The organism is Sorangium sp. So ce693 (assembly GCF_051521375.1).
Lineage (GTDB): Bacteria > Myxococcota_A > Polyangia > Polyangiales > Polyangiaceae > Sorangium > Sorangium atrum.
Genome location: NZ_CP150347.1, coordinates 5,985,469 through 6,000,383, shown reverse-complemented (window position 1 = coordinate 6,000,383; position 14,915 = coordinate 5,985,469). Strand labels below are relative to the sequence as shown.

Annotated in this window: 6 protein-coding genes; 4 read left to right on the top strand and 2 right to left on the bottom strand. The window is 70.6% G+C overall.

Features of this window, described 5'->3' with window-relative positions:
* Positions 1 to 22: 22 nt before the first annotated feature.
* Both WMF14_RS22445 and WMF14_RS22440 read right to left on the bottom strand, forming a co-directional pair.
* Positions 23 to 6,061 carry an AAA family ATPase gene (locus WMF14_RS22445; RefSeq protein ID WP_437803506.1) on the bottom strand — a complete coding sequence of 2,013 codons (6,039 nt, stop codon included), beginning with the start codon at positions 6,059 to 6,061 and terminating at the stop codon, positions 23 to 25.
* A 64-nt stretch (positions 6,062 to 6,125) separates the two neighbouring features.
* Positions 6,126 to 7,112, bottom strand: coding sequence for a response regulator (locus WMF14_RS22440; RefSeq protein ID WP_437803505.1), 987 nt, complete (start codon positions 7,110 to 7,112; stop codon positions 6,126 to 6,128).
* 659 nt (positions 7,113 to 7,771) lie between these two features.
* Between WMF14_RS22440 and WMF14_RS22435 the strand changes: the two genes are divergently transcribed.
* The 4 genes from WMF14_RS22435 to WMF14_RS22420 all read left to right on the top strand — a co-directional run bounded on the left by WMF14_RS22435 (position 7,772) and on the right by WMF14_RS22420 (position 14,844).
* Positions 7,772 to 9,481, top strand: coding sequence for a hypothetical protein (locus WMF14_RS22435; protein ID WP_437803504.1), 1,710 nt, complete (start codon positions 7,772 to 7,774; stop codon positions 9,479 to 9,481).
* Positions 9,482 to 9,842: 361 nt separating this feature from the next.
* Entirely contained in the window at positions 9,843 to 11,831 is a 1,989-nt protein-coding gene (gene tkt / locus WMF14_RS22430; RefSeq protein ID WP_437803503.1) for a transketolase, read from the top strand.
* Between the two features lie 395 nt (positions 11,832 to 12,226).
* Entirely contained in the window at positions 12,227 to 13,165 is a 939-nt protein-coding gene (locus WMF14_RS22425) for an AEC family transporter (RefSeq protein ID WP_272099912.1), read from the top strand.
* Between the two features lie 383 nt (positions 13,166 to 13,548).
* Complete coding sequence (locus tag WMF14_RS22420; protein ID WP_437803502.1) at positions 13,549 to 14,844, top strand: PAS domain-containing protein; 1,296 nt, start codon at positions 13,549 to 13,551, stop codon at positions 14,842 to 14,844.
* Positions 14,845 to 14,915 lie beyond the last annotated feature (71 nt).

The following is a 14,915-nucleotide window of genomic DNA, read 5'->3' as shown; positions in this document are numbered from 1 at the left end:
GTCCCCCGACCTGGGCCGCTCGCTACGTCGATTCTTGCGGATCCGCGCGGCCGTCGGCGCCGCCCGCGCCGTTTGGGCCGTACGCGCCGACAAAGTCCCGCAGCTTCCGGGTCTGGTAGCTGCGTGCCAGCGTCGTGAGCTGCTCGATCCAAGGTCTGAGCCGCGGATCGTGCTGCGCTATCCGCTCCGCCTCCTCCAGGATCTTGTGGACGAGCCCCTTCTTCGCGAGCGCCGACAGGATCGCCAGCTCTTCGGCCGGAGGCGGCGCGAGGTGTCCGTCGCCTTCAAGCTCCTCCGCCGGCGCGTCCCGAGCGGGGGCTTCATCGCGGCGAAGCCACTCGATGCCAAGCAACCGCGATATCTTGTCGAGGAGCGCGCTCGCCACGATCGGTTTGGGCAAGAAGTCATCGCAGCCGGCGCTGGCGCACTGCTGCCGCTCGGCCTCGGATACGCTCGCCGACGAGGCCAGGATGACGACCTGCCGGAGCTCGGGCATGAGCCTGAGGCGACGCGCGGTCTCGTAGCCGTCCATGTCCTTCATGTACACGTCCAGCAGGATGAGCGCCGGCGCGCGCAGCGCCGCCATGCGCAGCGCCGCCTCACCGCCGTCCGCCTCGCACAGCTCGAAGCCGAGCGGGCCGAGGAGCTCGCGTACCACCGCGCGATTGTCGGGATTGTCGTCCACGATGAGCACCGCGCGGCGCTCCCCCTGATAGCCCACGATCGTGTCCCACCCCCTGGCTTCGCCTGGGCTCGTCGCGAGCTGCGCCTCGGCGAGCGGAAGCGTCACCGTAAAGACGCTGCCCGCGCCGACCTCGCTTTGCACCTCGATCGCACCACCCATCTGCTGCACGAGCTTCTTCGTGATGGCGAGGCCAAGCCCTGTGCCCTCGCTCTTCGCGCTCTGCTCCCCCACCTGCTCGAAGGGCTCGAAGATGCGCGACAGGTGCTCCGGGGCGATCCCAGGACCCGTATCCTCGACCCGGAACCGCACCATCCGCCCTGCGGGGACGGTCTCCTCCAGCACCTCGACATGGAGGGCCACGCCTCCCCGCTCCGTGAACTTGATGGCATTGCCGAGGAGGTTCAAGAGCACCTGCATCAGCCGCTTCTCGTCGGCGCAGACGGCCTGAAGCGCAGGTCCGCGAAGGTCGTGGGAGAATGTGATCGCCTTCGCTTCGGCGCGCACCCGGCACAGGTCGACCACGGTCCGCACGAGCGCAGGCAACCGGAACTCCGTCAGGACGGAGTCCATCTTCCCCGCCTCGATCTTGGCCAGGTGCAGCAGGTCATTGATGAGCGAGAGCAGGTGCTCGCTCGACTTCTGGATGACCCGCAGGCCCTCCCGCCACGCCGGCGGGACGTCGGGCGTTCGCTCCAGGATCTGGGCATAACCCATGATCCCGTTGAGCGGCGTTCGCAGCTCGTGGCTCATGCTGGAGAGAAAGTCGCTCTTGGCCTGGCTGGCGCGCTCCGCGGCCTCCTTGGCGATGCGGAGCTCGACGGTGCGCTCCTTGATCTTGGCCTCCAGGTCCCGGTACAGGAGGGCGTTCTCGACGGCGATGGCGGCCTGCGCGGCGAGCACCGACAGGAGCTCCACCCGCCGCTCGGGGAACGCCGCAGGCACCTCGCGATGCTCGAGGTAGAGCACGCCGAGGAGGCGCCCTCGATGCGACAAGGGAAGCGAGAGGAGCGAGAGCACGGGGCGCGAGGCCAGGTGCGGATCGGCCGCGAAGCGCGCGTCCGACCTGGCGTCGTCCACCACGACCGGCTCGTTCGTGCGCGCCACGTAGTGCACCACCGTCCTCGCCACCTCGCTGCTCTGCGAGAGCGGCTCGGACAGGCCCGTCTCGATGCGGCCTCCCTCCACCGAGAGCCGGGCCACGACCGAGAGCTCTTCGCCTTCGCCCAGCAGCAGGACGCCGCGCTGCGCCCCAGCGCTCTCCAGCACGAGCTCCATCAGACGCCCGACGACCCGCTCCGGGTCGAGCTCGCTCGACAGCGCCCGCGCCGCGCGCACCGCGGTGTTCACGTCGAGCTGCGCGCCGCCCGTGACTCCCGTGGTGGTCAGCGTGGCGACGCCCGTCGTGCGGCGGCGCTCCGCCGTCGCGGGCTGGACAGGCGCACGGAGCAGGGCGGGCCACCTCGCCTCCAGGTGAGCCACCACGGCGTGCGCTTCCCAGCGAGCATAGGCGTCCCTGGCCTCGCGCAGGTACAGCGCGGCGATACGGCGCCTGCCCGCCTCGAGGTGAAACTCGGCGCAGAGCTGAGCGGCCAGGGCTTCGATAGGAAAGAATCGCTGCTCGCGCGAGAGCTCGATGGCCTCGTCGTACCTGGCCATGGCCTCGTCGGTCTTGCCCTGCACGCGGGCGTGCTCGGCCTCGAGGAGGCGCAGCTTGTGGAGGAAATTGTCCGCGCTCCCCTCGGCGAAGTACCTCAGCCGCGCGAGGCCTCGCTCGATGTCCTCGCGGAGCCCCGCCCGCTCCGCCGCGTCCGCGGCTGTCGGCCAGCACCTCGCGGCCGCGAGCGCGAGCCAGAGCGGTATGTCCGTGACCGGAGGAAAGCCGAAGATGGACACGCGGAACTGCTCGGCCTCGCGTGCCCGCGCGAGCGCCTTCGGGTACGCGCCGGCGACGAGGAACAGGTGCGCCTCGAGGATGCGAGCCAGCTCGGCCGCCATCCCGTCTCCGTCAGCCAGGAAGGAGCGCGATCCTCGTGAGAGCGGCTCGCCCGACAGGAGCCTCCCCGCGCCGTCGGCGGTCGTCAAGAGGTCGCACCACGACGCGACCGCCTCGAAATAGTGCGTCCCGAGCGCGGTCCCCGCGCGCTGCATCAACCCCCAGCGCGCCGCCCGGTGCGCCTCGAGCTGCCCGAGCGGCTGGCCACGCCACACTCGGTAATAGAACAGGTCGCCTTCCAGCCCCCAGCTCGCCCCCTGGAACGAGCCGACCTTCAGGCCGGTCGCGCAGGTTCGCTCGAAGATGGGCGCCATTTCATCCGCGGGGCGGGAGTAGGCCGTGTACTGCCCGTGGAAGGACAGACACTCTGCCAGAAAGGGCGACGCGACGCGCTCGGCCGCGCGCACTCCAGGGCCGACCCAGCTCGCAGCGCGACGGTACATGCCCGTGGTGAGCGACCAGACGTTCGCGAAGCAAACGATGATGAAGGGAGAGACCGGCGTGAGCGCGCGCCGCTCTCGCACCCTCAGCACGGCGCGGGCGATCACGAGCCCGGACAGCAGCGGTTGACCGCCGATCGCCGCACACACCATGAGGTGCATGGTCAGCGCATCGATGAGCACCTGCTCCGGGGAGGGATCGAGGGGCATCCGCTCGAACGCGTCCGGGTCGCGCTCGAACCATCGATCCAGCTCGGCGGACTCCTCGAGGAGCGCGGCGCTGCGCGCGTCGTCGGTGCCCGGAAACGCGATGTCCTGCTCCGCGAGCGCGGCGAGCCCGAGCTCGCCCCCTCGCGCGAACTGGCCCGCCGCCTGGGCGCTGCGGACGCGGAGCTCCTGCGCCGAGAGCCTGGTGAGCGCCGGCAGCGGCATGGCGAGCAGCCGCGCGCACCGCGCCTCGACGTCGTCGAACTCCCGCAGCAGAAAGGCCGCCTCGATCTGCTCGAGCGCGAGCTCCGCGCACAGCGCCGCGTCCTTGCGCCAGGCGTCATCGCCCAGCAAGCCCCGCGCGGCCTCGGCGAGGCTCAGGAGAAGCCGGTACGAGCTCGCCGCCTTCGCGGCGCGCGCGGCCTCGAGGTTCAGCCGCGCCAGCGCCTCGCGCTCGCCTGCGGAGTCCATCCGCGCTGAGCCGAGGTTGAGGTGCCGCACCAGCTCCAGGAGCTCTTGCGGTGTGCCCCCCTGCGCCCGATGCCGCGCCCACAGCCGCCGGCCGATCTCCAGGTGCGCCAGGACGCGCTGCGCCGGCGGGGCCCGCTCGTAGCTCGCCTGCTGCACGCGGTCGTGCAAGAAGCGGTATTCAGCGTCGAGCGCTCCTTCTCCAGTTTCAGTTCCAGTTCCAGTTCCGGTTCCAGTTCCGGTTCCGGCCTCTCCCAGCGCCTGCGCGGTCCGGTAGGCTCCATCGGCCGGCACCACCAGCTCCTCCCGCAGGGCGGGCCACAGCGCGCCGGTCACCCGGGCGCGCTCCCATCCGCTGAGCCGCTCCAGGTCGTGGAGGTGGAAAGCGTGCCCCGCGCACGCCGCGAGCCCCAGGAGCTGCTGTGTCGCTTCAGGCATCTCGAGCAGCTTGTCCGTCAGGAGGGCGACGACGTTGTCGGTCACCTGCGCCTGCTCGATCTCCTTCTGGCCCCAGCGCCACGCGCCGCTCTCCGGGTCCCGCGCCACCTTGCTCTGCCGGTGGAGGGACAGCAGCAGCTGCTCCATGAAGAACGGGTTTCCTCGCGTCTTTTGCCACAGGATACGCGAGAGCGGCTCCACCCGCGCCGCCTCGCTGTTCAGCGCCCGCGCTGTCCATGCCTGCACGTGCTCCGCCGAAAGGGGGTGCACCGACATCCTCGACACCCTCGCCCCGCTCTCCTCGACCGACGCCACGAGCCTCCACAGCGGGTGCTCGGGGGGCGCCTCGTTGTCGCGGTACGCCGCGATCAAGAGGAGCTCTCTTCGCTCTGCGTCGGTCAGCAGCGTCCTCAGGATCTCCAGCGTGGCGCTGTCGGCCCACTGCATGTCGTCGAGGAACATCACGAGCGGCGCGTTCGGCGTCGTGACCGCCCGCACGAAGTTCAGCCAGGTCAGCCGCTGGCGGGCGAGCACCTGCTCGCCGTGCACCGGCGGCACCGGCGCGAGCTTGCCCATGATCAGGTCGAGCTCCGGCACCACGTCGGCGATGAGCCGGGCGTTGTCCCCCACGTCGGCCCTGATCCGCTCCTGCCACGCCGTCAGCGTCGGCTTCGGGCTCGCCAGCCACTGCTGCATCAGCGCCCCGAACGCTTGCGCCATGGCCGCGTAGGGCGTCGACCGCGCGAGCTGGTCGTGCTTGCCCGAGATCAGGAGCCCGCGCCCCGCGCGCGCGATGTCCCGGTAGACGGTCCGCACGAGCGCCGTCTTGCCGATGCCGGACGGGCCGCCGATGAGCACGAGCTCCGCCGCGCCCTCGGCGGCGCGGGCGAAGGCCGCGCCCAGCAGATCGCGCTCATGCTCTCGCCCGACGAGGACGTCCGGCAGCCGCAGCTTCTGCGAGAAATCCTTGTCCCCGAGCGTGAAGCGCTCCACCGCGCCGCGCTCGCGCCACATGCGCAGCGCTCGCTCCAGGTCTTCCGCTGCGCCCTTGGCCGTCTGGTACCGCCGGTCAGGGTTCTTCGCGAGCAGCCTGGACACGATCGCCGCGAGGCCCGGAGGCACATCGGGGACGACCTCGTCGAGGGACGGCGGCTCCTTGGCCAGGTGCGCGTGCACCAGCGAGAGCGGGTCGCGCTCGGTGAACGGTAGCCGCCCTGAGAGCGCCTCGAAGAGCGTCACTCCGAGCGAGTACAGGTCGGTGCGGGGATCGAGCGCTCGCGCTGTGCGGCCCGTCTGCTCGGGCGACATGTACGCCAGTGTCCCCTCGAGCCCTTCGGGGATGCTCGCCGCCGTCGCCTCCAGCGGCAGCGACGAGGCGATGCCGAAGTCGAGCAGCTTGATCTGCGCGTACGCCGCGTCGACCAGCACGTTCTGTGGTTTGATATCCTTGTGCGTTATGCCGGCCGCATGCACGGCCTCGAGGGCTCGAGCGAGGAGCGCTCCCAGCCTCAGCACCGCTTCCACCGGCAAGCGCCCGCGCTCGGCGAGCTCTAGATCCAGCGACCGGAGGCCGGGGTCCTCGATCACCAGCGCGGCCGTGCCGCCCCGCTGCAGGAGCTCCCGTGCCCGCGCTACCCCTGACACCTCTCCAAGCTGTGTCAGGATGTGATGCTCATGCAGGATGCGCCCCGTCACGCGCGAGCTCGGCGCGGCCGCCGCGGGGAGCTTGAGCACCACCCTGTCGCCGGAGGGACGATGGACCGCGCGACACACGCGGGTCTCGGCCCCTTCGTGCATCACGTCCCCCACAACGTAGTCTCTCAGATCCATCCCGGTTCAGCTCCTCTTCGGGTCCGGCGGAGACGCCCGGCGAACGACGGAATTCTCCGGTACTTCAGAGCTCGGGCCTGTGCCGGCGGCGGCCGCGTGTCCGCAGCGCGTGCTCCACGCCCGACTGCAGGGTGGCCTTCGTCACGAGCTGATCGAGCTGCAGGTCGAGCGCCACGAGCGTTTGCGCCACCTCTGCGCGGATGCCCGTGACGATCGTCCGTGTGCCGAGGAGCGAGAGCCCCATCGCCGCTTGCACGAGCATGCGAGCAACCGTCTCATCTACTGCTTTTATGCCGGTGATGTCAATGATGAGAGTGTCCGCCGTGCGCTCGCTCGCTCCGCGCAGCGCTGTCTCGACCGCTTGTCCGGCACGCTCGACGTCCACCGTGCCGATGAGGGGCATCACGAGGACGCCATCGATCATCGGAATGAGCGGAGCGGAGAGCTCGAGGAGCCGCTCCCGCTGGGCCGCGATGATCTGCTCTTGCAGCGCCGCCCTGGCCGCCTCGGCGCGCTCGCTCTGCACCAGCTGCTGCGAGAGCCGCTCGTTCGTGTCGCGCAGCATCTGCACGGCCTGCGCCAGCGCCTCCTCCGCCTTGGCGCGCTCCCGGATCTCCTCCGTGAGCCTCGTATTCCGCTCCTCAAGAGCCCGCGTTGCGCGCCGGAGCGAGATCTGGGTGTGCACCCGCGCCAGGAGCTCGGTCTTCTCGAACGGCTTTGTCACATAGTCGACGGCGCCCACCCGGAAGCCCTGGATCCTGAACCTCGCTTCGGCGAGCGCCGTCATGAAGATGACGGGGATGCTCTGCGTCGCCGGATCGGCCTTGATCCGCCGGCACGTCTCGAACCCGCTGAGGCCGGGCATCAGAGCGTCGAGCAAGACGAGGTCCGGCTGGACCCGGCTGGCCAGCTCGATCGCCTCCTCACCGTCGCGCGCGACGGCGACCTCCAGGCCATCAGAAATGAGCGCGCTCGACAGCACGGCCAGGTTGTCGGCGCTATCGTCCACGATGAGGACGAGCCCAGAGAGCGGAGCTTCTTGCGCTTGCATGGGATTCTGCAGGCTCAGCACGATCGAGCGAGCCTCGTGCGCCCGGTCGGCGTGCCCCGGCGGATAGCGAGCGAGCAAATGCGTACACGGTGAGCTGGCGGCCCCGTCACAAGAAACATTCCACCTTCTCTTCTTCGGTTCGTACCACGGGCTGTTCAGCCTTAACATACCTTTTGTAGGCGGAAGCGGAGAGGGTCGGAGGGTGGGCGGAGAGGGTGGGCTGAGCCACACAGGTCCTCCCTTTCATCTACGTACGCATGAGTACGCACGAGATGGGCGCTTTCCGCATCGTTCCGAGGTCCCGTGTCGGCTCGCCTCACTCGCTTTCCTTCGCAGGGAGTCCTCCGCTTTTTTCGGCGCTCACGCTCCATCCCCATCTCCAGCCGCTGGAGCTCTCACGCTCGGGCGCCCTGAGCGCTGCCGGTCGCTGGCGCCCTGAGCGCTGCCGGCCGCTGGTCTGTGCTCCTGCCCGCCTGGGGGCGCCTCGCGAGATGAATGTACGCGCGCGTCGGCGCACCTAGCGCATCGTGGCCTGCGCTCCTCCCGCGTCCAGAACCAGGGAAGCGCTCGGGGAACCCGTCGTTCGTACCCGGAAGGGAAAGGTGGAGCACGTGAGACACGGAGGTGCTCGGCTGTGGCAGGGGCTAAGAGGGGCTGCGATGCTCGGGATGGCGATGACCGTCGGCTGCACGACCGGGGGCGGTGGTGGCCAGGGGGGCGCGGGGGGAGAGCCGGCGACCGGCGGTGGCGGCGGGCAAGGAGGCGCGGGGGGAGAGCCGGCGACCGGTGGCGGAGGCCAGGGGGGCGCGGGGGGAGAGTTGGCGACCGGTGGCGGAGGCCAGGCAGGCGCGGGGGGAGAGCCGGCGACCGGGGGCGGAGGCCAGGGAGGCGCGGGGGGAGAGCCGGCGACCGGGGGCGGAGGCCAGGGAGGCGCGGGGGGAGAGCCGGCGACCGGGGGCGGCGGTGGCAGCACAGCGAGTTGCGAGCCGGGGTCGCATCTGAGCTGCTATTCGGGGCTTCCGGGAACGCAAGGCGTAGGGCTCTGCACCGCCGGTGCTCAAACCTGCCTGCCCGACGGATCCGGCTATGGCCCGTGCACCGGCGAGGTCACGCCGTCGGTCGAAGACTGCGCCACGGACGCCGACGAGGACTGCGACGGCTCGGGGCAATGCTCGCCTCCACCGCTGTGGTCCGCCGCTCTGGGCGGCGCTGGAGGTGACGCCGCCTACGGCGTCGCAACGGACGCCGCGGGCAACCTCTATGTGACGGGCGCGTTCGAGGGGACGGTCGATTTCGGGGCGGGGCCGCTCGTGAGCGCAGGATCTACGGATGTGTTCGTGCTCAAGCTCGACCCGGCAGGCCATGCGATATGGAGCAAACGATTCGGCAGCATCCCCTACGGGGAAGCAGGAACCAAGATCGCGCTCGACGCGAGCGGCAATATCTTCCTCGGCGGAAACTATGGCGGCGCCCTCTTCGACGGGCTGCCGCGGCCTGTCGACTTCGGAGGCGGCCCGCTCCCCTGGGTCAGTGACTCCTCGCGGAACGCCGTCTTCTTCGTCAAGCTCGATCCGGACGGGAACCACCTCTTCAGCCGCGGATACATCACCGGTAGCTCCGCGCTCTCGATCAACCTGCGAGGCATCGCGGTGGGCGCCGCGGGCACCTCCGCTGCGCTGTTCGTCTACCCGAGCTCCGTCGACACCGACATGACCGTGAGGACATTCGATGCGGCGGGCGAGTACATGTGGGGTTTCTCCCATCGGAGCTTCGAAAGTCTAGGCGGGATCGCCATGGATAGCGCCGGCAACGTCCTGGCGGCCATGGGGCACGCGGACGGCCAAGGGCTATGTCCCTGCGCCTACTATTTCCATGTCGAGAAGCGAGCCCCTACGGGCACGCTGCTCTGGCGAAAGCTCCTGTCCGGACCGGCGCCATTCTCGGACGATGGAGGAGAGGCAAAGGACGTCGCCGTCGACCCCGAGGACAATGTCCTTGTCGTGGGCCGCAGCCTGGGAAATCTGGATCTCGGCGGTGGGCCAATCCCTGCCAATACGCACTTCGTGGTGAAGCTGAGCCCGCTCGGCGACTACCTCTGGCATCGAGAGGCGCCGAGCGACGCCGTGGTCACGGACTCCGCCGGCAACATCATCACCCTGCGAGGACAGTCCCTCGTCAAATTCGATGCTTCCGGCGCGGAGCTCTGGCGCCGCAAGTCAGCGGACACGCGCGCCACGATACGAGGCATGACGACGTATCGCGACGGCCGTATCGCGCTTGTCGGCGACTTCATGGGCACAGCCGACTTCGGCTCCGGTCCGTTCGACGCGGCGGGCAAAGATGGCTTTGCCGCGGTCCTGGCTCCCTGACGCACGCGAGCGCGCCTGCGCCAGGGGGTGACGACCGCACCGGCGCCATTGCTTCCCGCGCCCCGGGGCGGCGGCTGTTCGCGTGACGCCGCCCGGGGGCCGTCCCCGCGCGGCGCCACGCGAGCACCCGCCGGGGCCCGTGAGCCCCAGCGGGCCGCGCGGCGGGGGTCTGCGCATGGCGGCCGATGACCGGATCGGCCAGATCTCCGCCTTCCGCCCCGCGGCTCCCGCACATCCCGCGAAAGCCTGGACAGTCACGCGAGCGCCGAGGCGCGCTCGGGCCGCTCCAGGCGCCGGGCGGCGGGGTGAGGGGCCTCGCGAAGGGGCGCGCTTCGCGACGAAGTAGGTTAGAGTGCGCGCCATGCCTGATTTCGCCAAGCTCGCCGCCGCGGCCTCGATCGCCCGCGGCCTCGCCATGGACGCCGTCCACGCCTGCTCATCCGGTCACCTCGGCCTACCGCTGGGGGCCGCCGAGATCGGGGCCGCGCTCTACGGCGACCTCCTCCGCCACGATCCGAGCGAACCGCACTGGTTGAACCGCGATCGTTTCGTCCTGTCCGCAGGCCACGGCAGCATGTTCCTCTACGCCTGGCTGCACCTCTCCGGCTATCCGGTGTCGCTCGACGACGTCCGGCGCTTCCGGCAGTGGGAGTCGAAGACGCCCGGCCACCCGGAGTACCATTACACCGAGGGTGTCGAGGCGACGACGGGCCCGCTCGGCCAGGGCGTGGGCAACGCCGTCGGGCACGCGGTGGCCGCCAAGATGCTGGCCGCGCGTTACAACACGCCGGAGCACACGATCTTCGATCTCCAGGTCTACTGCCTCGCCGGCGACGGCTGCCTCCAGGAGGGCGTGGCCGCCGAGGCGGCCTCCTTCGCGGGGCATTTCAAGCTCGACAACCTGATCCTCATCTACGACGCCAACGACGTCACCCTCGACGCGATGGCCATCAAGACCCAGAGCGAGGACACGGCCAAGCGCTTCGAGGCCTACGGCTTCGAGGTGCTCCACATCGAGCAGGGCAACGATCTGGAGGCCGTCCACCGGGTGCTCGGCCAGGCGCGGGCGTCGAAGAGCGGAAAGCCGAAGTTCGTCGTCGCCCACACCCTCATCGGCAAGGGGATCCCGGAGGTCGCCGGCACGCAGAAGGCGCACGGCGAGGGCGGCGCCAAGTTCGTGGATCAGGCCCGCAAGAACCTGGGGCTGCCCGCGGAGCACTTCTACGTCAGCGAGGAAGTGAAGCAGTTCTTCGCGACGCGCAAGGAAGAGCTCGCCAAGGTGCGCGGGGCGTGGGAGGCGACCTTCCAGGCCTGGCGCGCGAAGAACCCGGAGCTCGCCCGCCAGCTCGACGACGGCCTCGCGAAGAAGCTCCCGGCGGACCTCGACGCGCGCGTCCCCGCCTTCGCCGCCGGCACCAAGGTCGCCACGCGCAAGGCCGGCGAGACCGTGCTGCAGGCGGTCGCCGAGGCGGTGCCCGCGCTCATCGGGTCGAGCGCCGACCTCTACGGCTCGACGTTCAACTACATCGCCTCGAGCACCGACTTCGATCCGGAGCACCTCGGCGGTCGGAACATCCGCGCCGGCATCCGCGAGCACGGCATGGGGGCGATCATGAACGGCATCGCGTACCACGGCGGCCTGCGGCCGAGCGGCGCGACGTTCCTCGTGTTCGCGGACTACCTGCGGCCGAGCGTCCGCCTCGCAGCGCTGTCGCACCTGCCGGTCATCTACATCTTCACGCACGACTCGGTGGGCGTGGGCGAGGACGGGCCGACGCACCAGCCCGTGGAGACCGTCGCCGGGCTGCGCGCCATCGTCGATCTGGACGTCATCCGGCCGGCGGACGCCGAGGAGACGGCCGGCGCCTGGATCTCCGCGCTGGAGCGCAACGACGGCCCGACGGTCCTCGCGCTCACGCGCCAGGCCGTCCCGCTGCTCCCGGGCGACGCCGCCGCGAAGCGCGAGGGCGTCCGGCGCGGCGCCTATGTCCTCGTCAAGGAGACGGCGGCGCTCGAGACCATCCTGATCGCGACGGGCAGCGAGGTGCAGCACGCGGTCGAGGCCGCGAAGCGGATCGGGCCCGGCGTCCGCGTCGTCTCGATGCCCTGCGTGGAGCGGTTCGCGCGCCAGGATCACGCCTACCGCGAGGCCGTGCTGCCCGCCGCGTGCACGCGGCGCGTGTCCATCGAGGCGGGCGTCACCTTCGGCTGGCACCGGTGGGTCGGCTTCAAGGGGATCGCCCTGGGGATCGACCGCTTCGGTACGAGCGCCCCCGGCGACATCGTGATGGATCGGCTGGGCATGAATGCCCAGGCGGTGGTGCAGGCGGTGCAGGACCTCGTGCCCTGACCTCCTGAAGCAGCGAAAGACCGCCGGGAACGCCGAGAAGCGACATGCCTCGGCGCTCCCGGCGCGGTCTCCGTCTCCCGTTCCGCTGCCGGCCGGCCGGCGCTATAGTCTGCCGCGGTGCGCTGCCCGCTCTGCACTTCGCCGCTCGCCTATATCCATGGCCACGCCACCTGCGTGAACAGCCGTTGCCCCATGTTCGGCGCCAACCAGGCCGAGTGCTGCACCGGCGAGACCGCGGAGAGCTGCCCTGCCGCGGCCGACGGCGGCGCGGCGCCGCGGCCATCCTACGGGACACCGGGGCGACGCGCGCGATGACGCGGGCGCTGGTCGTTCACGAAGGCCGGGTGAGGGACGAGAGCGCTGGACGCCGCCCCCCGCCGAGCTAAAAGCCGGCCGTGCCGTCGGGCGACCTGATCTCGCAGCTCCTGGCCCTCTTCGCGGTGCTCGGGGTCGGCGTGCTGCTGCGGGCGCTGGGCCGGGCCGGCCAGGCGGACGCCGCCGTGCTGCACCGGCTGGTCATCGACGTCACCACGCCCGCGCTGATCGTCACCGTGCTCCGCCGCTCGGGCATCGGTGACGGCGCGTGGGGCGCGGTCGCCGCGTCGACGGTCGCGCTCTTCGCGTGCGCCCTCGCGGGGGTCGCGGTGGCGCGGGCGCTCGGGCTGCCTCGCGCCGCGCAGGGCGCCGCCGGCCTCGTCGGCAGCTTCTCCAACACCGGCTTCCTCGGCGTCCCCGTCGTGCTGGCCCTCTACGGCGACGCGGGCGGCGCGGCGGGGACGGCGATCCTCGTCGACAGCATCGTCACGGCGTTCCTCCTGTGGACCTTCGGCGTCGCGCTCGCCGCGCGCATGGGCGGGGGCGGCGGCGGGGGTGGGCGGGGCCTGCTCGCGGTGCTCCTGCACCCCAACGTGCTGTCGATCGCCGTCGGGCTCACGCTCCACGCGGCGCCGATCCCGCTGCCTGTGTGGTTGGAGCACGCGCTCGGCGCGCTCGGGAGCGCGACCCCGACGCTCGTGTTTCTCGCGCTGGGCCTCAGCCTCGACCTTGCCTCGCTCCGCGGCCGCGTGCGTCCGCTCGCAGCCGTCGCCGCCGTGAAGCTGCTCCTTTCGCCCGCGGTCGCGCTCGGCGCCGCGGTCGCGCTCGGCCTGAAGCGGCCCACCTCCGAGGTGGCGGTGCTGCAGTCCGCCATGCCGACGTCCATGGTGTCCGTGATCGTCGCCGCGCGGTACGGCTGCGACGGCCAGTTCGCCGCGGCCACCGCGGTCGTGACCACGCTCGGCGCGCTGGCGAGCCTGCCGATCGTGATCGAGGTGCTGCGCCGGATCGTCCCGTAGCGCGCCCTCCGCTTCCCCGCTCATCAGGCACCGATCTCTGGAGCATGCCTGTCGCAAACGAGACGAAATTCCATACCGCCACCGCGCGTCCATGAGCTTTGAAGATCGGCTCGAGGGGCCCCGCCAGGTGCAGGCGAGTTTTCGCTGTGCCTACATCAGGCGCGAGCGAGCTACCTGACGCGACCTCATTCGACGCAGAGCGCAGGTCCCGCGCAGGTGTGAGCGCCACCACGCGCCCAATCGCTGAAAGCCGAGCTCAGCAAATCGGCTTGGCAATGCTGGACGGAACATGTAAGTGTCCAGCGTGTAATAGTGAATGTACACGATCTGAGCGCGATGGCCACTCGCGAGTTGAAAGGGTAGATCCGATGATCCCGCGGGGCATGGACATCGAGGGACTGCAGGCGGAGCTGGAGCGGCTCCGCTGCGAGGTCAAGGCGCTGGAGCAGCGCGCCCAGGCCGCGGAGGCGCAGGCGGCGCTGTATCAGGGCGTCTTCGAGCACCTGCCGGTCCCGTCGGCCCTCTACGGCGCCGACGGCGTACTTGTGGACATCAACCGGCGGAACCGCGAGATACTGGCCGTGCCGTCGAAGGAGGCCATGGTCGGCAAGCATAATATGTACGAGGACCCTGTCGCCATGGCGGGCGGATACACTGCCCACTTCGATCAGGTGATCCGGAGCGGCGGAGGCGTGATCATGGCGCCGACCGCGTACAACACGGCCGACGCCGGCCTCGAGCGCACCGAGGACCGCACCGTCTGGACCGAGACCAGGATGTCGGCGGCCGACGTGGGCGACGCGCGCTACGTGATCGGGATCAACCTCGACGTGACCGACAGGATGCGCGCCCAACAGGCGTACCAGGACAGCACGGCGTTCGTCACCGCAATCGTGGAGCACGCGCCCAGCGCCGTGTACGTCAAGGATCTGAACGGCCGCTATGCGCTCGTCAACAGGCACTTCGAGCGGCTCATGGGCCTCTCCCGCGACGCGGTGCTCGGGCGCGCCGATCGCGACGTCATGCCCTCGGAGCTCGCCGAGGCTTTTGCGCAGTCGGAGCGGCAGGTCATCGCGACGGAGGCGCCGGTTGTCAAGGAGGAGCAGCTCCTGCTCGAGGGCCGCGTCCATTCCTTCGTGACAAACAGGTTCCCGCTGCTGGATTCACGAGGCACGCTGCATGCGGTGTGCGGCATCTCCGTGGAGGTCACCGAAAGCCGTGCGGCCGAGGCCGAGGCTCAGCGGCTTCAGGACGAGATCATCCACCTGCAGGAGGCCAGGCTGCGCGCCCTCTCCACGCCGCTGCTGCCGATCGCGCGCGGCGTGGTGGTGATGCCGCTCATCGGCAACATCGATGCGCCGCGGGCTCAGCAGGTGCTCGAGATCCTGCTGGCGGGCATCGTCGCCCACCAGGCCTCGATGGTGATCCTCGACGTTACGGGCGTGCCGACCATCGACGCCCAGGTCGCGAGCGCGCTTGTGCGGACGGCGCGCGCGGTGAACCTGCTGGGCGCGCAGGTGCTCCTGACGGGGATCCAGCCCGCGATCGCGCGGACGCTCGTCGAGCTCGGGGCGGATCTGGGCGGGCTCCTGGTGCGGTCCACGCTCGATTCGGGCATCGCGTATGCCCTCTCGCCTCGCCCCGGGCGCGTGAGCGGGCAAGCCGCCCCGGGCGCGTGAGCGGGCAGGCCCGCGTGTCGTCGAGCGGAGGCGATCCCTTCGATGTGCGATCAGGAGCGCCCGTTGCCAGC

Excerpts from the sequence above, each read along its gene's own strand:
- WMF14_RS22445 (WP_437803506.1), bottom strand. The coding sequence starts at position 6,061 with ATGGATCTGAGAGACTACGTTGTGGGGGACGTGATGCACGAAGGGGCC.
- WMF14_RS22440 (WP_437803505.1), bottom strand. The coding sequence starts at position 7,112 with ATGCAAGCGCAAGAAGCTCCGCTCTCTGGGCTCGTCCTCATCGTGGAC.
- WMF14_RS22435 (WP_437803504.1), top strand. The coding sequence starts at position 7,772 with ATGCTCGGGATGGCGATGACCGTCGGCTGCACGACCGGGGGCGGTGGT.
- tkt (WP_437803503.1), top strand. The coding sequence starts at position 9,843 with ATGCCTGATTTCGCCAAGCTCGCCGCCGCGGCCTCGATCGCCCGCGGC.
- WMF14_RS22420 (WP_437803502.1), top strand. The coding sequence starts at position 13,549 with ATGGACATCGAGGGACTGCAGGCGGAGCTGGAGCGGCTCCGCTGCGAG.